Below are 19156 nucleotides of genomic sequence, written 5' to 3' on the forward strand. Positions count from 1 at the left end.
GATGCCGAAGCTCGTCCACGTGGTCGGCGCGGGCGTGGCCGGGCTCGCCGCCGCTGTGCAGTTGCAGCGGCGCGGCGCGCGGGTCGTGCTGCACGAAGCGCAGGATTACGCGGGCGGCCGCTGCCGTTCGTACTACGACGCGAGTCTCGGTGCGACGCTCGACAGCGGCAATCACATCGTGCTGTCGGCCAATGCCGCGACGCTGAACTACGTGCGTGCGATCGGCGCCGCCGACGAACTGGTCGGCCCCGCGCAGCCCGAGTATCCGTTCGTCGATCTGGCCACGCGTTCGCGCTGGAGCGTGCGTCTGTCGCCGGGGCGTTTGCCGTGGTGGATTTTCGATGCGCATGCGCGCGTGCCGAACACGGTACCGACCGATTACCTGTCGCTCGTGCCGCTGCTGTTCGCGAAGCCGGGCCGCAGCGTCGCGCAGACGATGCGCTGTGACGGTCCGCTATGGGACCGGCCGCTGCGGCCGCTGCTACATGTGCTGCTGAATCTGGAGCCGCGCGACGCGTCGGCGGAGCTGACCGGCGCGCTCGTGCGCGAAACGCTGCTCGCGGGCGGGCTCGCTTGCCGGCCGCTCGTTGCGCGTAATGGTCTTGGCAGTGCATTCGTCGATCCGGCGCTGCGGCTCCTGCAGCACGGCGGCGCGACGATCCGGCTCGGTTCGCGTCTGCGCGACATCGCGCTCGCGGCCGACCCGGCGCGTGTGCAGGCGCTGCATTTCGCCGATGAGAGCATCACGCTCGGCGCGAACGAGGCGGTGATTCTCGCGCTGCCGCCTGAAGCCGCCGCGGCGCTGGTGCCGGGGCTGCGTGCGCCGACGCGTTTCGCGGCTGCGCTGAACGTGCATTTCGCGGTCGAGCCGCCGTTCGGTCTGCCGCAGATCACCGCACTGCTGAACGGAACGGCCGAATGGCTGTTTGCGTTCGACGACCGCCTGTCGGTGACGCTCAACGGTGACGAGCGGCTCTTCGACATGTCGCACGACGCGCTCGCGGCGACCGTCTGGGCCGAGGTCGCAGCGGCGGTGAACCTGCCGCTCGCGCCGCTACCGCGCTGGCAGGTCGTGATAGAACCGCGCGCGATGTTTGCCGCGCTGCCCGAGCAGGAGACGCTGCGACCGGGCACGCGCACTCGCTGGAACAATTTGCTGCTCGCAGGCGACTGGACGTCCACCGGACTGCCCGCGATGCTCGAAGGTGCCATCCGCTCCGGCCAGAAGGCCGCGGATACGCTGCTGAATCAACAGATGGAACGCCGATGAACGACTTATCTCAAACCCAGCCGCTCGACGCGGTGCTGCCCGAAGTCGCCGATGCGGCGCCGAACCTGGCCGAAGCTGCCGTGGTTGCCAACGCGCCCGCCAGGGCGGACGCATTGGCAACCGCAACGCAGTCGGCCATGCAAACTGCCGGCGCGAGCCCGCTCGACGCGTCGATCACGCGCGCGACCGATGCGATCCTGGCCGCGCAGCAGCCGGACGGCCATTGGATCTACGAACTCGAAGCCGACGCGACGATTCCGGCCGAATACGTGCTGCTGGTGCACTACCTCGGCGAGACGCCGAACCTCGAACTCGAACAGAAGATCGCGCGCTATCTGCGGCGCATCCAGTTGCCGAATGGCGGCTGGCCGCTCTTCACCGATGGCGCACTCGACATCAGCGCGAGCGTGAAGGCGTACTTCGCGCTGAAGATGATCGGCGACCCGGTCGACGCCGAGCACATGGTGCGCGCGCGCGACGCGATCCTCGCGCACGGCGGCGCGGAACACGTGAACGTGTTCACGCGAATTCTGCTCGCCCTCTTCGGCGTGGTGTCGTGGCGCGCGGTGCCGATGATGCCGGTCGAGATCATGCTGCTGCCGATGTGGTTCCCGTTCCACCTGTCGAAGGTGTCGTACTGGGCGCGCACGGTGATCGTGCCGCTGCTCGTGCTCAACGCGAAGCGGCCGCTCGCGCGCAACCCGCGCAAGGTGCGCATCGACGAGCTGTTCCGCGGCGCGCCCGTGAACACCGGCATGAGTGAGCGCGCACCGCATCAGCACGCGGGCTGGTTCGGCTTTTTCCGCTGTGTCGATACAGTGCTGCGCGCGGTCGATGGCCTGTTGCCGAAGGCGATCCGCGAACGCGCGATCCGCGCGGCTGTCGCGTTCGTCGACGAACGGCTGAACGGCGAGGACGGCCTCGGCGCGATCTTCCCCGCGATGGCCAACTCGGTGATGATGTACGACGTGCTCGGCTATCCGGCCGATCATCCGAACCGCGCGATCGCTCGCAAGTCGCTCGACAAGCTGCTCGTCATCAAGGACGACGAAGCGTATTGCCAGCCGTGTTTGTCGCCGGTGTGGGATACGTCGCTCGCCGCGCACGCTTTGCTTGAAACCGGCGAGGCACGTGCCGAACAGGCGGCCGAACGCGGGCTCGCGTGGCTGCGTCCGCTGCAGATTCTCGACGTGCGCGGCGACTGGATTTCGCGCCGCCCGAACGTGCGGCCGGGCGGCTGGGCGTTCCAATACAACAACGCGCATTACCCGGACGTCGACGATACCGCGGTGGTCGTGATGGCGATGCATCGTTCGGCTGCGCTCACGAAGTCCGATGTCGATCGTGAAGCGATTGCCCGCGCGCGCGAATGGGTAGTCGGCATGCAAAGCAGCGAAGGCGGTTGGGGCGCATTCGAGCCGGAAAACACGCAGTACTACCTGAACAACATCCCGTTCTCGGACCACGCCGCGCTGCTCGATCCGCCGACCGCGGACGTGTCGGGCCGTTGTCTGTCGATGTTCGCGCAGATCGGTGAGTTGCCGCAAAACAGCGAGCCGGCGCAGCGCGCGTTCGACTACATGCTGCAGGAACAGGAGTCGGACGGCAGCTGGTATGGCCGCTGGGGTCTGAACTACATCTACGGCACATGGACCGCGCTGTGCTCGCTGAACGCGGCCGGCATGGCGCACGACGACCCGCGCATGCGGCGCGCGGTGCAATGGCTCGTGTCGATCCAGAACGAGGACGGCGGTTGGGGCGAGGGCGGCGAGAGCTACAAGCTCGACTATCGCGGCTACGAGCGCGCGCCGAGCACCGCGTCGCAGACCGCCTGGGCGCTGCTCGGACTGATGGCGGCGGGCGAGGTCGATCACGACGCGGTGGCGCGCGGGATCGACTATCTGCAGCGTGAGCAGCGCGAGCATGGGCTGTGGGACGAAACGCGCTTTACCGCGACGGGCTTTCCGCGCGTGTTTTATCTGCGCTACCACGGCTATCGCAAGTTCTTCCCGTTGTGGGCGCTCGCGCGCTTCCGTCATCTGAAGCGCAATGGGCTCACGCGCGTCACGGTCGGGATGTGACGGATGTCCGTGTCGATGACGCCGTCCGTCGGGACGGGCGATAGCCGTTTGCCGGTGATCGTCGTGACGGGCATGGCGTTCGAGGCGCGCATCGCACGCGGCGACGGCAGCGAGCGCGTCGAGGTCGTGTACGCGGCACGGGCGGATCTGCTCGAGCGCACGCTAAGCGCGGCGGTCGCTCGCGGCGCGGCGGGGATCGTCAGTTTCGGCACGGCGGGCGGACTCGCGCCGGATCTGGAACCGGGGACGCTGATCGTCGCGGATGCGGTGCATGGACCGTTTGGACGCATCGACACGGATCGGCAGTGGTCGGAGCGGATTGCCGCCGCGGTAACTGACGTCGGGACGGCCGAATGGCTCGCGGGACGTGTGCGCCGTGGCGCGACGGCGGCGGTCGCCGCGCCGCTGATCACCGCGGAAGACAAACGCGCGCTGCACGAATCGACGGGCGCGCTAGCGGTGGACATGGAATCGCACATCGCGGGGGCGACCGCTGCCGCTCGCGGTCTGCCGTTCGCCGTGTGTCGAGCGGTCGTCGATCCGGCCTGGCGCACGCTGCCGCCGGCCGCGACGGCGGGTTTGCGCGACGACGGCACCACCGCGCTCGGGCCGATTTTGCGCGAATTGCTGAGGCAGCCATCGCAACTGGGTGCGCTGCTGCGACTCGCCGGCGATGCGCGCGCCGCGCGGACTACGCTGGTCGAGACGCGGGAGGCGTTGGGGAAGGGCGGCGTGCTGCGGTTCACGGGTGTCGCTGATTGAGCGACGGGGGAGGGTGGTTAGTCATCCCGATCGCGTCCGGGGCAGGCAGCAAGTCGCTAGCGTGTGCGTGAGCCGCCCCTGGAGCGGCGACTCGGGTCTTCGCCTCAGTCTCTTAGGAGGTTGCGCAGCCGCTGGTTGTCCGCGAAAAGCCCCGCAATTGCCAGTATGAACAGCAGCACCGCAAACCACTGGCCGCTGTGGTGAATCAGAGCCCATGCGAGCGCCGCACAGGCGATAGCGGCGAGCAGAAGTGCCGCTTTGTCGACGATCCAATTCATAACAGTTCAGTTCGGTGGAGCGCCTGACAGGCGTAGTGTCGGCGCGCCGGCCTATTTGCCAGCGCTTCGGATGGCGATCGCAGATTCAATGGCTTGGGTGTCCCATCTTCCGAGTCGCGCGGCTTCTGCCAGCATGCCTAGGGTCAGCGGCACGAGGTCCGGTTTCCGATGCCGCGTTGAGAAAAGACCGATCAATGTTGAAAAGAGCTTTTGCCCTTCCGGGCCGAAGTAGCGCCTGTATGGAAAGCCGTCAGCCTGCACGTTGAACGTGAGAGCCCACCTGTCGATGAACTCGACACCATCAAGTCCGGTTACCCCCAAGTCCTGTTCAAGCCTGGTAGATGGGGTCAACTTCAGTGGGCCACCATAGATTGGCCTTCCTAGTTCTTCGCGAGTGAAAGCCTCAAGGCGTTCCCAGATATCCGTGTCAGTCACGGCAGCCTGTCCTCCGGTAGCACCAGACGGTTATAGGTCGTCACGGTGCGACGCATAATCTGTATCGCATCCGCAGCCAGAAAAAACTCCCCAATTACTGGGACCATACGGCCGACGAATGCACCAAGATTCCGCGTGAAAGCAATCCGAACTCCTTTCAGCCCGACCGATGTAATCATCGGCAAGCGCACCGCGACCCTGAACGGGAGAACTTGCGAGCGGCGAGGGATGCAACAGACGTTCCCACAGTCGCGCCCGCCAACTTGCCCGACACCGGTATATCGGCTGTCAGGTCGCTTATCCCGAATTGTTTAGCCGTTTCGTCCAGCGCTACGTACGTGAACAAATCTACGGCCCGAATATTTTTGTGTATGCCGAATGAATACCGGTTATCGCTCACTGCGTTCTCCCGTTTATAAAACGAGAAAATTCTAGCCGATGAATGCTCGTTTTTTATTTTGGGATAGTCTCTTCGATTATTGAAATGGTGGTTTAATTGTAAATTATGGTCAAATTAAACTTTACTAATCGACATGATCAGCGCGTCACGATACATATCAGGCGATGTTTGAAGGTCAGGCCTATCGAACCATCAAACCTGCGTACAAAATATTCCGGCACGACGACGATGATTAAATTTATTTTGCGCGTTTTTGCCTCACTGGCTGTTGCGTTGACACTCGAGCCGGGTGTAGCCATCGCAGCCACTCCGGACACACCAGAAATCGCCGTGAAGGCCTTTTACACCTGGTATTTACAGCAGGAGGGCAGCGTTTATCAGTTGACCGATAGCCACATTTACAACTATGTGGCGAAACCAACCGTCGATAATCTGCGGGACGACTATCGCCATAAGCGCTTGCCGGGCGGTGCGGACTATTTCACGCGAGTACAAGACATCGATCCGCAAATATGGCTCAAAACGATGACTTTGCATCCCGCTATCGCGCTCGGCGGAACGGTGGTAATTCCGTTGACCTTCGGGTTAGGGGAAAAACAGAATCTGGTCGTATTCGTCGCAAAGGAAAACGGACACTGGCGGATAACCAAGGTAGAGGACACAACCGGCTACCAAGGATTCCACCAGTATGATCCGATGGATTAGGGGAATACCCTCTCAACCTACACGCCCGCTGTCGAGCGGGCTTTTCAGTCTGTCCCGCCAGCGCGAGTCCGTTAAGCGGTTGCGCAGCCGCTGGTACCGGAACGGTGGTCGACTGCCGCTCGGACGAATCCAAGACTATCAGCACGATTAGTTATGCAATCGTTGAAATACCAGGGAAAACCCTTACCTTTGGTACAATGCTAGTGTTAACCTTGGGTTCCGGCGCATGAGCTGCCCGCCCCGGGAGCCTCGAACACGGAGTACCAAATGAATTTCCACACAAGAAAATGGGGTAAGCCCGAAGACCTGAATCCCAACGGGACGTTGTTCGGCGGCAGCCTGCTGCGCTGGATCGACGAAGAAGCCGCGATCTACGCGATCTCTCAACTGGACAACCAGCGGGTCGTGACCAAGTTCATGTCAGAGATCAACTTCGTCAGCTCGGCGCGCCAGGGCGACATCATCGAACTGGGCATGACCGCGACGCATTTCGGCCGCACGTCGATCACGCTGCGCTGCGAAGTGCGCAACAAGATCACGCGCAAGAGCATTCTGACGGTCGAGAAAATGGTGTTCGTCAATCTCGATGAAAACGGTGACCCGGCGCCGCACGGCCGCACGCGTATCCGTTACGCGGACGAGCAGTTCGCTCACTATCGCGCGAACTCGAAGCCGGTGCCGCAACCGGCACCAGTCGCTGCGCCCGAGGAAGATCGGGTCGCGGCGCGCAGCGAGATCGAGAGCCTGCACTGAGCGGGCTGTGGTAAAGCCCGCGGGTTTCGTCGGGCGATGGTTGACTGCGCTATTGCGGGGACGACGCCGGCACAGCAGGCGCAGCCGGCATTGCACCCGCGCCACTGTCCCCCGGAGCGGCGTAGTTCGGCAGATTCCCGTCAGGCGCTTTGGTCGCGCCGCCAGAAGCCCCATTGGGCGCCGGTGCGGACTCACCCGGATCGTTGTAATTCGGCAGCGCGCCGGGCGCGCCCTTGGCCGCGCCACCCGCTCCCGAAGCCCCATTCGGCGTTTCGCCCACATCGCCCGGATCGGAGTAATTCGGCACGCCGCCCGCCGGCGCGCCTGCCGCGGGGGCAGCAGCCGGACCGGTATCGCCGTGATCGTCGTATTCCGGCAGCGGCGCGGGGTTATTGCTCGTGCCGCGCAGACGCGCAAGGCGCTGCTGCACATAGGCATCACGCACGAACGAGTATTTGTCGAGCGCAGCCTGCTCCAGAAGGCTGGTCGCGCCGAGCAGATCCGACCGCGTGCTGACGAACTGCAGCACGTACAGCGGATTGCGGGTCGCCGGTTCGACATAGTTCAGCGGATTGAACTTCACATCGACGACGAGCCCCATGCTGTCGCGCACCGTGCTTGGCCCGAACAGCGGCAGCACCAGATACGGACCTGACGGAATGCCCCAGTGCCCGAGCGTCAGACCGAAGTCCTGATGATGCTTGGGCAGGCCGGCCGGCGTCGCCCAGTCGAGCAGGCCGCCGATACCAAACACCGAGTTGAACGCGAACCGCATGATGTCTTCGGTCGCGTCGGTGATCTTCAGTTGCAGCAGCGCGTTCGCTGCGTTGGTGAGATCGCCGAGGTTCGAGAAGAAATTGCTGACGGCGGTGCGCAGCGGCTGCGGCGTCACCTTCTGATAGCCCTTCGCGACCGGCACGGCGATATAGCGATCGACTCCGTCGTTGAAAGTGAAGATCGCCCGGTTCACTGGCTCGAACGGATCGCCCGGCTTGCGGTCCGGGGCGGTCGCGCAGCCCGAAATGAGACCCGCGGCGGTGAGCGCCAGCGCGGTGTTACGCAGCTTCATGCTTATATTCCTTTTTGCTTCCCGCGACGTTGACGCGGCTTGCCCATCAGCACCGGCTGGAAAACCACCGCGCCGATCAGCGTGCAGAACAACGAAAGCGCGAGCAGCCTCCCCATGCTGGACGTGCCCGGATGGTGCGACAGCCACAGGCTACCAAACGCGGTGGCCGTTGTGGCAGCGCTGAACAGCACCGCATGCGTGAGGCTCGACTGCAACAGCCCGGTCTGGCCGTGGCGCCACGCCATCACGAAGTAGATCTTGAACGCGACACCGACGCCGAGCATCAGCGGCAGCGCGATGATGTTCGCGAAGTTCAGCGGCATGCCGAACACCACGCACAACTCGAGCGTGACCAACGCGGAGACCAGCAGCGGCACCAGCGTGCGCAGCACGTCGCCGATCCGGCGCAGCGCGATCCACAGCAGCACCGCGATCGACAGCAGCGCATAGACGGCCGCCTGCAGGAACGCCTTGATGATCGTGTTGGCCGAATGGATGATCGAGATCGGTCCGCCGATCGCGCCCGGCTCGGCCTGCTTCACCGCGCGCGCGAAGCGGGCGAGCATCTGGTCGTCGTTCGGATCGACGCCGGGCGGCACCTTCGGCGCGATATCGACGAGCGCGTGGCCGCCCTTGCCGATCCACATCGCGGTGATGCCTGGCGGCAGCGTCTCCTGAGTGATTTCGGTCGGCTGCAGAAGGTTCTCCAGCTGCTTCAACGCGATGCGCAGCGTGTCGGACATTGCGACTTCGGCGCGCTCGCGCGTGGCGGCGTCGGCGGCCGCGAGCTTTTGCAAGGTCGCCGAGAGATGCTGCGCCTCCGCCGCGCCCGCTCCCGGATGGTCCTCGGCGGCAAGCGACAACTGATTCGCCGCGCGCTTCAAGGCGGCAACGCGCACCGCGTCGGTGGCCTGCGGCGCGGGCTGCTGTTGCAGCGCCGGCAGCAGCTGCTGCGCTGCGCTCGCAATCAGCATCATCTTCTGCTGCTGCTCGGCCGGCACGAACGTGCTCAGCGTGTTGACGCGGCCCACTTCCGGCAGCTTGCGCAGTCGCTCGGCCATCGCATCGGCGTCGGCAAGCGACGGCGCCAGCGCTTGCACGTTGTTGACCGCGGCTTCGGGCGAATCCTTCAAAGACAGCAACGTCGCCATCGACTCCGTATGCGGGTCCTTCAGATGCAGCGGATTGAAGTCGAAACGCAGGTGCGCGAGCAGTGGCGTCGCGCCGATCACGACGAGCAGCGTGCCGATCAGCACGGGCTTGCGATTGCGATCGAGGAAGTCGTCGACGGGTTCGAGCTGCTTGAAACCCGGCGAGGCGACTTCACCCGGCGGATTGAAGAGCTTCAGCAGCGCCGGCAGCAGCGTCATGTTGGTGAAGTACGCGACAAACATGCCGACGCCCGCAATCTGCCCAAGCTCCGACACGCCGCGATACGCGGTCGGCAGGAACGAGAAGAAGCTCAGCGCGACTGCCACGGCCGCGAGCGTGAGCGGCACGCCGATGCTGTGCGCGGTGTGCATCAGCGCGGCCGATAGCCGGTCGTCGCGGTTGCGCTCCTCGCGATACTTGACGCCGAACTGCACGCCGAAATCGACGCCGAGCCCGACGAACAACACCATGAACGCGACCGAAATCATGTTCAGCGCGCCGACCATCAACAGGCCGAGCGCGGCCGTGATCGCGAGGCCGACGAACAGCGTGATGAACACGGCCGCGATCATGCGGCCCGAGCGCAGCGCGAGCCACAGAATGATCAGCACGACGATGAAAGTGCCGATGCCGTTCAGCACGGCGCCGTCCTGCACCGACGCGAACTCCTCGTCGGCGAGCGGCTGTTCGCCGGTCAGGCGGATCGTCGCGCCGTAGCGCTCCTGCAGATGCAGCGACACCGCGGTCGCGCGAATTGCTCTCGATGCGCTTGCGCCCGGCTCCAGCGCGTCGTAGTTGACGACCGGCTGCACGACCACGAACGAACGCGCCGGATCGGTGGCGGCGCTCTTATCGACGAGCGCGCGCCATGAGAACGCGGCGGGCTGGCCGGCCAGCACGCGATCGAGCGTGTTCGCGCTTTGCGCAAGCAGCCGGCTCATGTCGGAGAGTTTGACCTGGCCGAGTTGCAGCGGCAGCAGCAAGCTCGTGGTCAGCGTGCCGGCGAGACCGGTCAGGCTCGGATCATGCGCAAGCTGGTTGACGAGCGGGCGCGACTGCACGAGTTGCGAGGTGGTGGACATCACCTCGTCGGTCGACGGAAACAGCAGGCCGTTGTGTTCGAAGAACGGGCCCCCGGAAGGCTGCGAGACCGACGTGAACTCTTTAGGATCGGCTCTGAGCGCGGCGGTCAGCGCGTTGGCGGCGGCGTCGGCGAATTCGGGCGCGCGAGCCTCGACCACCACCAGCATGGTGTTGCCGCGGTCGGGGAAGGCTGCGTCGATCGCATTCTGGGCTGCCGCCCATTGCTTGTTGGTCTCGACGAGACGGCTGATGTCCGTGTTGATCCTGAAGTTATGCGCGACGTATATGCCGCTCAGGACAGCGAGCACGATCGACAGCGCGATGATCCTGAGCGGATGACGCACCGAGTACGCGACGAGACGGACGATGTATGGCTTCAGCATGTAGGCGGACGTGGCCTTATCACGGGTGTTGTTTTTGACGAAGGTGCATAAGTATACAGAGCCCGGGCAAGCAAGCCCGACTTCGGTAGCAAGTACGACTCCCGACAGCTTCGCCAGGATGGGAACGTAATCCCCGCTATACTGGTCTACCCTCTTTAGCCGCGGGGGCTGCGGCCCGCCGGCGCTACTTCTTTCGAGTCATGACAAGCGTATGAAACGACATCTGACTGCTTTTGTGGCTGCGGCCGTGGTATCCACGGCGGCGTTTGCGCAGAGCGCACCCGACGCGGTGGTAAAAAGTGCAGTCCAGGGCACGGTGACTGCAATGAAGGCTGACCCGCAGGCGCGCGGCGGCGACATGGCGAAGATCACCCAGGTCGTCCAGACGCACTTCCTGCCCGCCACCGACTTCCAGCGCACCACGCGTATCGCGGTCGGCAAGCCGTGGGCGACCGCGACGCCGGAACAGCAGAAGCAACTGTACGAGCAGTTTACGCTGCTGCTGACGCGTACCTACGCCGCGTCGCTATCGCAATTGCGCGACCAGGAAGTGAAGTTCCAGTTTGCGCCGGTCAGCGCGCCCGCCGGCGCGACCGACATCGTCGTGCAATCACACGTGATCAGCACCGGCGGCGACGATGCAATCGACTACCGGCTCACCAAGGGGCCGTCGGGCTGGAAGATCTACGACATCAACATGATGGGCGCGTGGCTGATCCAGGTGTATCAGACGCAGTTCGCCGATCAGATCGCCAAAGGCGGCATCGACGGGCTGATCAAATTCCTGACCGAGCATAATGCGCGCGGCGCATAAGCGGGTCGGTCGGCAGAAGCGTCAACCGGTAAAAGAAAAGCGCGGTGGCCTTGATTGGCCACTGCGCTTTTTTCATGCTTGATAGGAGGCGCCCGGGCGCCTCCTGTGCAACGCGTCAGTGCGTGGCCGTCGCGGTCTCCACCTTCTTGCCCTTGCCGGCGCGCGTGATTTCTTCGAGCTTGATCTCGACGTGACGCGAGAACACGTACTCGGCGGGACGCTGCTTATCCAGCGGGATGTCCTGCGCGAACGCGCCCGTGGTCTTCGGACCGCGCATGCTGACCTTCAGCGCCTTCAGCGGATGCGCGACCGTGTCCATCACGGCCGTCGCTTCGAAGCCGCAGTGGACCATACAGTCGGCGCACTTCTCGTAGTTGCCGGTGCCGTACTTGTCCCAGTCCGTGGTTTCCATCAGTTCCTTGAAGGTCTTCACGTAGCCTTCGCCGACCAGATAGCACGGCTTTTGCCAGCCGAACACGGTACGCGCCGGGTTGCCCCACGGCGTGCATTCGTAGGTCTGGTTGCCCGCGAGGAAATCGAGGAACATCGCCGACTGACTGAACGACCAGTTCTTGCCGTTGTTGCCGCGCTTGAAGATCTCGCGGAACAGCTGCTTGGTCTTGTCGCGATTCAGGAAATGCTGCTGATCGGGCGCGCGCTCATACGCATAACCCGGCGACACCGTGATGCCGTCGACGCCCATCGGGCCCAGCGTGTCGAAGAACTTCGCCACACGCTCCGGCTCTGCGTCGTTGAACAGCGTGCAGTTGATGTTCACGCGGAAGCCGCGGCGCTTCGCTTCGCGGATCGCGGCGACGGCCTTCTCGTACACCCCTTCCTGCGACACCGAGTGATCGTGCGCTTCCTTGTCGCCGTCAAGGTGAACGGACCACACGAAGTACGGATTCGGCTCGTAGTCGTCCATCTTCTTTTCCATCAGCAGCGCGTTCGTGCACAGGTACACGAACTTCTTGCGCGCCATGATGCCCTTGACGATCTGCGGCATTTCCTTGTGCAGCAGCGGCTCGCCACCGGCGATCGAGACGACCGGCGCGCCGCATTCGTCGACTGCCTGAAGGCATTCTTCGAGCGACAGACGCTGGTTCAGGATCGGATCCGGATAGTCGATCTTGCCGCAGCCATTGCAGGCGAGATTGCAGCGAAACAGCGGCTCCAGCATCAGGGCGAGCGGATAGCGTTTGTTGCCGGAGAGATGCTGGCGCATGATGTATGCGCCGACGCGGACTTTCTGTAGCAGCGGAATAGACAAGGCGTCCTCCTTAAACTTCGCGTGCAGCGAGAGGTTGCATCAGCTTCGATGGCAACTTGAATTCGACTTTTTCTTCACGGCCCGCCATCGTCGTGACATCGACGGGTCCCAATGCGCGCAGCGCATCGATTACGTTTTCGACCATTTCTTCGGGTGCCGACGCGCCGGCCGTGATGCCGACCGTGTGCACGTTGGCGAACCATTCCGGCTTCACTTCGGAGCCGTCGGCGACGAGGTAGCTCGCCACGCCGCTCTCACTGCCGATTTCGCGCAGCCGGTTCGAGTTCGAGCTGTTGGTTGCGCCGACGACAAGCAGCACATCGACCTCCTTGCTCAGTTCGCGCACCGCCGCCTGGCGGTTCTGCGTTGCATAACAGATGTCGCGCGTGTCAGGACCGACGATGTCGGTAAAGCGGCGCAGCAGCGCGTCGATGATGCCGCGCGTGTCGTCGACCGACAGCGTGGTTTGCGTCACGTAGGCGAGCGGCGTATCGACCGGCAACTCGAGTTTCGCGACTTCTGCCTCGCTCTGCACCAGCAGCACCGTGCCGGGGATCTGGCCGATCGTGCCTTCCACTTCGGGATGACCGGCGTGGCCGATCAGGATCAGCGTGCGGCCGGCGGCCACGTACTGGCGACCCTGCACATGCACCTTGGTCACGAGCGGGCAGGTGGCGTCGAGCACGTCGAGGCCGCGCGCTTCGGCATCACGTTCGACGGTTTGCGCAACCCCATGCGCGCTGAATATCGCGACGGCACCTTGCGGCACTTCATCGAGCTCCTCGACGAAACGCGCGCCCTTCTGCCGCAGATTGTCGACCACATGACGGTTATGGACAATCTCGTGGCGGACATACACGGGAGCGCCGTGTTGCTGTAACGCACGATCGACGATTTCGATTGCGCGGACAACGCCCGCACAAAAGCCGCGCGGCTGGGCAAGGATGACTCGCATAAGTTGGCGAACTCCGACTAACGCGGGTTTCGAAGAAGTCGTGAAGCTGACTTTATCGCCGCGCTCATCATGATTAGTTGACGTCTTGAGCCCCGGCGACCGGCCGGTACAGCAAAACCAAACGCGCATTCTAACGCTATCGGGGCCGCTTTGCTTTCCGGTGCGGCCCGCGTGTTGGGCGCTTGCCGCATCCGCTGGGACTTGCGGAGGAGCGGGGCTACGGAGCGTTACAACGATGTAAGGAGCCAGCGCCAGATCGCCCCGTAATGCGCCCGGCCACGACCGCACACTGCACCGTCACGGCGGAACCCTTAAACTACCGATCCTTGCTGCGCGGACATCGCGCTGTATTACAGAATGGTTTCGAGGCTCGCTGGATGGACGTCGATCAACACGAAAACTTTCCGATCGCGAGCGTGTTGCTGCCGAAGGCGCTACGCGCGCCTGTCGGTATTATCTATCAGGTCGTGCGCACCGCGGCTGATATCTCTGCCGAAGGTCAGTGGAACGCCGCCGAGCGGCACGCCCGTCTGGCCGATTTCCGCGCCGGGCTCGACGCGATCGCGCAACGGCGCGCCGCGCCCGTGCATGCGCTGCTGTTCGGCAAGCTCGCTGGCGTAATCGCGCAATACGAGCTGCCGCTCGAACCGTTCTACGATCTGCTCGACGGCTGCGCACAGGACATCGATACGAATCGCTATGTGGATCGCGCCGCGCTCGTCGACTATTGCCGTCGTTCGGCGCACCCGGTCGGGCATCTGCTGCTGCATCTGGTCGGCGCGGCGACGCCGGACAATCTCGCCGACGCCGACGCGATCTGCACGGCGTCGCAGCTGATCAGCTTCTGGCTCGACGTAGCCGCCGACTGGCAACGACAGCACATGTACCTGCCGCAAGCCGATCTGCGGCGCTTCGGCGTGACCGAGGCGCAGATTGCCGAGGGGGTCGTCGATGACGCGTGGCGCGCGCTGATGGCCCACGAAATCGCGTTCGTGCGTGCCACGCTGATCAGCGGCGCGCCGCTCGCGCTGCGCATGCCGGGGCGGCTCGGCATCGAGCTGAGCGGCGCGGTGCATGCCGGACTGCGGTATCTCGAGCGCATCGAGCGCGCGGGCTACGATGTGTTCCGCAAGCGCCCGGTGCTCAATCTGTTCGACTGGTGCGTGGTGGCGGCACGCACCCTGACAATGCAACTATCCAGGCGCGTCGGCATGGCGGCGCGCTCAATCGAGGGTAATGCTTAATGGCGGCGGTCCTGTTCATTCTTTCGTGTGTTTCCCTGCTGATCTGGTGCGTGCTGCTGTTCGCGCGCGGCGGCTTCTGGCGCGCGCGCCCCGCCGCGCCGCTGACCATCGCGGCGCGCGAAGCATGGCCGGCCGTCGCGGCCGTCGTACCGGCGCGCAATGAGGTCGACGTGATCGCCGAGGCGGTGACGTCACTGCTCAAGCAGGACTATCCGGGCGCGTTCCACGTGATCGTCGTCGACGATCACAGCACCGACGGCACCGCCGACGCCGCGCGTGCCGCCGCGCTGCAGCTGCAATGTCCGGAGCGCCTCACCGTGCTGAGCGCTAAGCCGTTGCCGCCGGGCTGGTCCGGCAAGGTGTGGGCGCAGTCACAGGGCATCGAGGCGGCGCGCACGCTCGATCTGCCGGCCGAGTTCCTGTTGCTGACCGATGCCGACATCGGCCACCCCGCCGAGGCGTTGACGCAGCTCGTCGCGCGCGCGAATGCCGAAAAGCGCGACCTCGTCTCGCTGATGGTCAGGCTGCGCTGCGATTCGTTCTGGGAAAAAGCGCTGATTCCGGCCTTCGTGTTCTTCTTCGCGAAGCTGTATCCGTTCGCGTGGGTCAACAATCCGCGCAACCGTACGGCGGCCGCGGCGGGCGGCTGCATGCTGGTGCGCCGTGCGGCGCTCGAGGAGGCGGGCGGCATCGAGTCGATCCGTGGCGAACTGATCGACGATTGCAGTCTCGCCGCGCGCATCAAACATCGCGGCACCGGGCGTCATCCGATCCGCCTCGACGTGGCGGCGAAGAGCGTGTCGCTGCGTCCGTACGATAGCTGGCGCGACATCTGGAACATGATCGCCCGCACCGCGTTCACGCAGTTGCGCTACTCGCCGCTGCTGCTCGCGGGCACGCTGGTGGGAATGGCGATCATCTATCTGTTGCCGCCGGTCGCGGCGTTGATTCTCGGGCCGCTCGGCTGGCCGGCCTGGATCGCGTGGGCGGCGATGTGCTGCGCGTATGCGCCGATGCTGGTCTACTACCGGCGCTCGCCGCTGTGGGCGCCGTTTCTGCCGCTCGTGGCGTTGTTCTATGTCGGCGCAACGTTCGCATCGGCGGTGCGTTACTGGCGTGGCAAGGGTGGACAGTGGAAGGCGCGCGTGCAGGCGCCGATGCAGGAGCGGTGAATTCGTTTGGCGCAGGCCAATGCTGCTCCCGGCAGAATGCAGACGTAAAAAAAGCGGCCCCAGGCCGCTTTTTTTACGTCACGCGCTTCTCGTCACGCGTTCGTCAGCATCATGTACATCTGGATCACGACGTCCGGCGAGAACGTGAACGGCACCCAGCCGTGGCCGGTGTGGCGCATCACGAGCAAACGGTCGCCGCTCGACTGCTTCTGCACGGCCATCATCGGATTCTTTGTCGACACGAATTGCCAGCCCGGCGGGATGCCCTGCGGCTGCTCCGGCGTCATCGACGCGCGCGCGTTCGACAGTTCCTCGATCAGCCGGCTGATCTGCTCGGGGCGCAGCGCGACGGTCTGGTTGCCGATCGTCATCGTGATTTCGTCACGCGCCGGGCGGTTGATTTCGAGCGTCGGCTGTAATTGCGGGGCGGCCGGCTTATCGATTGCTGCGGCGTTTGCTGCGGGGCTCGCGGACTGTTCCGCAGCCGCTTGCGCCGCTGTGTCGTGCGCGGCATGCTCCGCCGCCGCGGGCGAGGCCGCCGCGTCAGCGTTTGTCTCGGGAGTGTTCTCGGCCTGCGTGGCCACGACAGCCTGAATGAGCTGATCGACGCCCATTTCCAGCGCGCCGAGCTGTTCGTGAAGATTCATGCGAGGTTTCTCAGGTAGGACCCGCGATTTTACCCGCTGCACGCGGGCTTGGACCCGTCGCCGGCGCGGGACTTGTAACAAATTGCTTACCGCTGTCGCTTAACGCTTCAGATAGCCCGCCTGCCGGAACCATTCGAGCGCATCGCCGAGACCCTCGCGATAAGGCCGCGCGCGATACCCCAGCTCGCGTTCCGCCTTCGCCGACGTGAAATACATCTTGTTCTTCGACATCTTCAGTCCGTCGACGGTTACGAACGGTTCGCGCTTCGTGAACTTGGCGACCGCTTCCGCGCCCATCGCGAGCGGATACAAAGGCCAGCGCGGCAGGCTCAGTGTCGGTGCCTTGCGGCCCGTCAACGCCGCGATGTCGGCGAGCATCTGCTGCAGCGGCAGATTTTCGCCGCCGAGAATATAGCGCTCGCCGATCTTGCCGCGTTCGAGCGCGAGGAAATGGCCGGCGGCGACATCGTCGACGTGCACGAGGTTCAGCCCGGTATCGACGAATGCGGGAATCTTGCCGAGCGCCGCCTCCAGGATGATGCGGCCGGTCGGCGTCGGCTTCACGTCGCGCGGGCCGATCGGCGTCGACGGATTGACGATTACCGCGGGCAGGCCGTCCTCGGCGATCATGCGCTCGACCGCGCGCTCGGCGAGCACCTTGCTGCGCTTGTAGACGCCGATCGCCTGGTCGGCGCGAAGCGGCGAGGTTTCGTCGGCGGACTGGCCGGAGCTCGTCACCTTCAGCGTCGCAACGCTGCTCGTGTACACGATGCGTTCCACGCCTTCCTTCAACGCCGCGCGCATCGTCGCCTCGGTGCCTTCGAGGTTCGCGCGCTCGATCTCGCCGGGGTCCGGCGCCCACAGCCGATAATCGGCGGCCACGTGCAGCAGATAGCGCACGCCGCGCAGCGCGTTGCGCATCGATGCTTCGTCGCGCATGTCGCCGACGACGATTTCCGCATCGAGCGATTCGACGTTCTTGCGCGGACTCGTCGCGCGCACCAGCACGCGCACGCGAAAGCCCTTGCTCTGCGCGATGCGCGCCACCGACGAGCCGACGAAGCCGGACGCGCCGGTCACGAGCACGAGATCGCGATTCTGTTCGGTCATTGTGTTTCCATTTCCTGCGTGACGGTCGACGGATTGTACGTGTCGCGCGCGAGGGATGGGGGCGGGGGTTGACCAGCACGCTCGCCGCGACACGACTAGAATGCCGGCTTGAAAGACTGTCAGGCATTAAAAGGAGGTAGCGGCATGGCCCCGGATCTGGATGAGCGGATCGAAACGTATTACGCGCGGGTGCGCGGCACCGTGCAGGGCGTTGGCTTTCGCCTGGCGACGGTGCGCCAGGCGCACGCCCTTGGCATCAAGGGATGGGTCGCGAACCTCGACGACGGTTCGGTCGAAGCGATGTTGCAGGGACCGGCCAATCAGATCGACCGGATGCTGTCCTGGCTGCGTCATGGACCGCCGGCGGCGCGTGTGACCGAGGTGAGCGGCGAGGAGCGCGCGACCGACAAGCGGTACGAGCGCTTCGAGCAGCATTGAGTTCGAGCAAAGCGGGTTAAAAAAGCGGCGCGCCGTCCAGAGGAGGGCGCGCCGCTTTTCCGTTGATGCCTTGATCGGCCGTGGTTTGCCGCGTGGTCAGCGCTTAGCGCGCCACCAGCAAACTCTCAGCGAATCCCCACTCATCCTCGATCCATTGATGGCTGCACACGAAGCCGGCGTCATCGGCGATCGCGGGCAATTCGTCCGCGCGATACTTGTGGCTGCTTTCGGTCCAGATCGTCTCGCCTTCCTTCAGCGACACCGTCAGCTTTGCCGCGCGCACGTGAGCGGTGAGATCGCGCTTCGCGCGCAGATGCATCTCGATGCTGCGAGCATCCGGATTGAAGCGCGCGACGTGCTCGAACTCATCGAGCGGAAAGTCGCCGTCGAGTTCGCGGTTGATGCGCGCGAGCAGGTTCAGATTGAACGACGCGGTCACGCCGACCGCGTCGTCGTACGCGGCGATCAGCATGGGGGTCGGTTTGATCAGATCGGTGCCGAGCAGCAGCGCGTCGCCGGGCGCGAGCATGTTGCGGATGTCGCGCAGAAAACGCGTGGCCGCGAGCCGGCCGAAGTTGCCGATCGTGCTGCCGAGAAACAGCACCAGCAAGCGGTCGCCGGGCGCGCGCTGCCGGCTCACCTCGGCGAGACCGGCCAGATAGTCACGCTCATAGCCGACGATCGAAATCCGCTCGATGTCGCCGAGTTCGCGCCGGCACAACTGCAAGGCACTGCGCGAAATTTCAATCGGGCAGTAAGAAGTGGGGCGCTTTTTACACAGCGCCTCGAGAATGCGCCGCGTTTTGCGGCCGCTGCCGCTGCCGAGTTCGGCGACCGTCACGTCATGCGGCAAATGCTCGACGATGTCGGCCGCGTGCTTCGTGAGCAGCCGTTCTTCGGCGCGCGTGACGCCGTATTCGGGCAATACGGTAATCACTTCAAAAAGTGCGGAGCCGACTTCGTCGTACAGATACTTCGACGGCAGCTCTTTTTGCGGCGTGTGGGTGAGGCCGGCGTATACGGCGGCGGCGAAGGCGCGGCGCAGTTCGGAAGGCGAGTTGCTGAGCGATAGGGCTGGCTGGGTCATGCTGGCTCCAGTAGTCACATTCGATGAGCGGGATTGCTGCCGGGTGGT

General features: G+C 64.4%; 18 protein-coding genes and 1 pseudogene. 9 read left to right on the forward strand and 10 right to left on the reverse strand.

The window, feature by feature from the left end; genetic code table 11:
• The first annotated feature begins 1 nt into the window (after nucleotide 1).
• From hpnE to AB4Y34_RS06120, 3 genes are read left to right on the forward strand one after another with little or no spacing between them, the layout of a single operon-like run.
• Nucleotides 2-1270 carry a hydroxysqualene dehydroxylase HpnE gene (gene hpnE / locus AB4Y34_RS06110; RefSeq protein WP_368715525.1) on the forward strand — a complete coding sequence of 423 codons (1269 nt, stop codon included), beginning with the start codon at nucleotides 2-4 and terminating at the stop codon, nucleotides 1268-1270.
• Nucleotides 1267-3351 carry a squalene--hopene cyclase gene (shc, locus tag AB4Y34_RS06115; protein WP_368715526.1) on the forward strand — a complete coding sequence of 695 codons (2085 nt, stop codon included), beginning with the start codon at nucleotides 1267-1269 and terminating at the stop codon, nucleotides 3349-3351. Before hpnE ends, shc begins: the two co-directional genes overlap by 4 nt.
• A gap of 3 nt (nucleotides 3352-3354) precedes the next feature.
• A complete protein-coding gene (locus AB4Y34_RS06120; protein ID WP_368715527.1) occupies nucleotides 3355-4113 on the forward strand; it encodes a phosphorylase in 759 nt (252 codons plus the stop codon).
• A gap of 104 nt (nucleotides 4114-4217) precedes the next feature.
• Here the strand turns inward: AB4Y34_RS06120 and AB4Y34_RS06125 are convergent, their stop codons facing one another.
• From AB4Y34_RS06125 to AB4Y34_RS06135, 3 genes and pseudogenes are all read right to left on the reverse strand, one after another.
• Nucleotides 4218-4391 carry a hypothetical protein gene (locus AB4Y34_RS06125; protein ID WP_368715528.1) on the reverse strand — a complete coding sequence of 58 codons (174 nt, stop codon included), beginning with the start codon at nucleotides 4389-4391 and terminating at the stop codon, nucleotides 4218-4220.
• A 51-nt stretch (nucleotides 4392-4442) separates the two neighbouring features.
• On the reverse strand, nucleotides 4443-4826 hold the full coding sequence (locus AB4Y34_RS06130) for a DUF1493 family protein (RefSeq protein ID WP_368715529.1): 384 nt from the start codon (nucleotides 4824-4826) through the stop codon (nucleotides 4443-4445).
• Nucleotides 4823-5226, reverse strand: a pseudogene (locus AB4Y34_RS06135) (STM2901 family protein). The gene AB4Y34_RS06130 and the pseudogene AB4Y34_RS06135 overlap by 4 nt, the downstream one beginning before the upstream one ends.
• 168 nt (nucleotides 5227-5394) lie before the next feature.
• Here AB4Y34_RS06135 and AB4Y34_RS06140 point away from each other — a divergent pair.
• Both AB4Y34_RS06140 and AB4Y34_RS06145 read left to right on the forward strand, forming a co-directional pair.
• Nucleotides 5395-5931 (forward strand): DUF3828 domain-containing protein, encoded by a 537-nt coding sequence (locus AB4Y34_RS06140; RefSeq protein ID WP_368715530.1) that lies wholly within the window; start codon nucleotides 5395-5397, stop codon nucleotides 5929-5931.
• A 267-nt stretch (nucleotides 5932-6198) separates the two neighbouring features.
• Nucleotides 6199-6684, forward strand: coding sequence for an acyl-CoA thioesterase (locus AB4Y34_RS06145; protein WP_368715531.1), 486 nt, complete (start codon nucleotides 6199-6201; stop codon nucleotides 6682-6684).
• Between the two features lie 49 nt (nucleotides 6685-6733).
• On the opposite strand, the gene AB4Y34_RS06150 is transcribed toward AB4Y34_RS06145, so the two are convergent.
• Together AB4Y34_RS06150 and AB4Y34_RS06155 are read right to left on the reverse strand one after the other, a co-directional pair.
• A complete protein-coding gene (locus AB4Y34_RS06150) occupies nucleotides 6734-7753 on the reverse strand; it encodes a VacJ family lipoprotein (RefSeq protein ID WP_368715532.1) in 1020 nt (339 codons plus the stop codon).
• A 2-nt stretch (nucleotides 7754-7755) separates the two neighbouring features.
• On the reverse strand, nucleotides 7756-10371 hold the full coding sequence (locus AB4Y34_RS06155; protein ID WP_176378793.1) for an MMPL family transporter: 2616 nt from the start codon (nucleotides 10369-10371) through the stop codon (nucleotides 7756-7758).
• Nucleotides 10372-10582: 211 nt separating this feature from the next.
• Between AB4Y34_RS06155 and AB4Y34_RS06160 the strand changes: the two genes are divergently transcribed.
• Nucleotides 10583-11185: a phospholipid-binding protein MlaC gene (locus tag AB4Y34_RS06160; RefSeq protein ID WP_176107066.1), complete on the forward strand. Its 603-nt coding sequence runs from the start codon at nucleotides 10583-10585 to the stop codon at nucleotides 11183-11185.
• Nucleotides 11186-11300: 115 nt separating this feature from the next.
• Here the strand turns inward: AB4Y34_RS06160 and hpnH are convergent, their stop codons facing one another.
• On the reverse strand, nucleotides 11301-12455 hold the full coding sequence (gene hpnH / locus AB4Y34_RS06165; protein WP_176107065.1) for an adenosyl-hopene transferase HpnH: 1155 nt from the start codon (nucleotides 12453-12455) through the stop codon (nucleotides 11301-11303).
• A 10-nt stretch (nucleotides 12456-12465) separates the two neighbouring features.
• A complete protein-coding gene (gene ispH / locus AB4Y34_RS06170) occupies nucleotides 12466-13410 on the reverse strand; it encodes a 4-hydroxy-3-methylbut-2-enyl diphosphate reductase (RefSeq protein WP_368610901.1) in 945 nt (314 codons plus the stop codon).
• A gap of 377 nt (nucleotides 13411-13787) precedes the next feature.
• On the opposite strand from ispH, the gene hpnC reads away from it, so the two are divergent.
• Together hpnC and AB4Y34_RS06180 are read left to right on the forward strand one after the other, a co-directional pair.
• Nucleotides 13788-14654, forward strand: a complete 867-nt coding sequence (gene hpnC / locus AB4Y34_RS06175; RefSeq protein ID WP_368715533.1) for a squalene synthase HpnC — start codon at nucleotides 13788-13790, stop codon at nucleotides 14652-14654.
• A complete protein-coding gene (locus AB4Y34_RS06180; RefSeq protein ID WP_368715534.1) occupies nucleotides 14654-15826 on the forward strand; it encodes a glycosyltransferase in 1173 nt (390 codons plus the stop codon). The genes hpnC and AB4Y34_RS06180 overlap by 1 nt, the downstream gene beginning before the upstream one ends.
• 92 nt (nucleotides 15827-15918) lie before the next feature.
• Here the strand turns inward: AB4Y34_RS06180 and AB4Y34_RS06185 are convergent, their stop codons facing one another.
• On the reverse strand, nucleotides 15919-16473 hold the full coding sequence (locus AB4Y34_RS06185; protein WP_176378789.1) for a hypothetical protein: 555 nt from the start codon (nucleotides 16471-16473) through the stop codon (nucleotides 15919-15921).
• Between the two features lie 99 nt (nucleotides 16474-16572).
• Complete coding sequence (gene hpnA / locus AB4Y34_RS06190) at nucleotides 16573-17583, reverse strand: hopanoid-associated sugar epimerase (protein WP_176107060.1); 1011 nt, start codon at nucleotides 17581-17583, stop codon at nucleotides 16573-16575.
• 144 nt (nucleotides 17584-17727) lie between these two features.
• Here hpnA and AB4Y34_RS06195 point away from each other — a divergent pair, with 144 nt between their 5' ends.
• A complete protein-coding gene (locus AB4Y34_RS06195) occupies nucleotides 17728-18021 on the forward strand; it encodes an acylphosphatase (protein ID WP_013092809.1) in 294 nt (97 codons plus the stop codon).
• A gap of 103 nt (nucleotides 18022-18124) precedes the next feature.
• Here the strand turns inward: AB4Y34_RS06195 and egtD are convergent, their stop codons facing one another.
• Nucleotides 18125-19108, reverse strand: coding sequence for an L-histidine N(alpha)-methyltransferase (gene egtD / locus AB4Y34_RS06200; protein ID WP_368715535.1), 984 nt, complete (start codon nucleotides 19106-19108; stop codon nucleotides 18125-18127).
• Nucleotides 19109-19156: the final 48 nt, after the last annotated feature.

The sequence above is a fragment of the Paraburkholderia sp. BR10954 genome (genome assembly GCF_040965775.1).
GTDB classification, from domain to species: Bacteria; Pseudomonadota; Gammaproteobacteria; order Burkholderiales; family Burkholderiaceae; genus Paraburkholderia; species Paraburkholderia youngii.

Coding starts and splice junctions, on each gene's coding strand:
- hpnC (WP_368715533.1), top strand. CDS start 13,788: ATGGACGTCGATCAACACGAAAACTTTCCGATCGCGAGCGTGTTGCTG.
- AB4Y34_RS06155 (WP_176378793.1), bottom strand. CDS start 10,371: ATGCTGAAGCCATACATCGTCCGTCTCGTCGCGTACTCGGTGCGTCAT.
- AB4Y34_RS06180 (WP_368715534.1), top strand. CDS start 14,654: ATGGCGGCGGTCCTGTTCATTCTTTCGTGTGTTTCCCTGCTGATCTGG.
- AB4Y34_RS06125 (WP_368715528.1), bottom strand. CDS start 4,391: ATGAATTGGATCGTCGACAAAGCGGCACTTCTGCTCGCCGCTATCGCC.
- AB4Y34_RS06185 (WP_176378789.1), bottom strand. CDS start 16,473: ATGAATCTTCACGAACAGCTCGGCGCGCTGGAAATGGGCGTCGATCAG.
- AB4Y34_RS06150 (WP_368715532.1), bottom strand. CDS start 7,753: ATGAAGCTGCGTAACACCGCGCTGGCGCTCACCGCCGCGGGTCTCATT.
- hpnE (WP_368715525.1), top strand. CDS start 2: ATGCCGAAGCTCGTCCACGTGGTCGGCGCGGGCGTGGCCGGGCTCGCC.
- egtD (WP_368715535.1), bottom strand. CDS start 19,108: ATGACCCAGCCAGCCCTATCGCTCAGCAACTCGCCTTCCGAACTGCGC.
- AB4Y34_RS06160 (WP_176107066.1), top strand. CDS start 10,583: ATGAAACGACATCTGACTGCTTTTGTGGCTGCGGCCGTGGTATCCACG.
- hpnA (WP_176107060.1), bottom strand. CDS start 17,583: ATGACCGAACAGAATCGCGATCTCGTGCTCGTGACCGGCGCGTCCGGC.
- AB4Y34_RS06120 (WP_368715527.1), top strand. CDS start 3,355: ATGTCCGTGTCGATGACGCCGTCCGTCGGGACGGGCGATAGCCGTTTG.
- AB4Y34_RS06145 (WP_368715531.1), top strand. CDS start 6,199: ATGAATTTCCACACAAGAAAATGGGGTAAGCCCGAAGACCTGAATCCC.
- shc (WP_368715526.1), top strand. CDS start 1,267: ATGAACGACTTATCTCAAACCCAGCCGCTCGACGCGGTGCTGCCCGAA.
- AB4Y34_RS06195 (WP_013092809.1), top strand. CDS start 17,728: ATGGCCCCGGATCTGGATGAGCGGATCGAAACGTATTACGCGCGGGTG.
- ispH (WP_368610901.1), bottom strand. CDS start 13,410: ATGCGAGTCATCCTTGCCCAGCCGCGCGGCTTTTGTGCGGGCGTTGTC.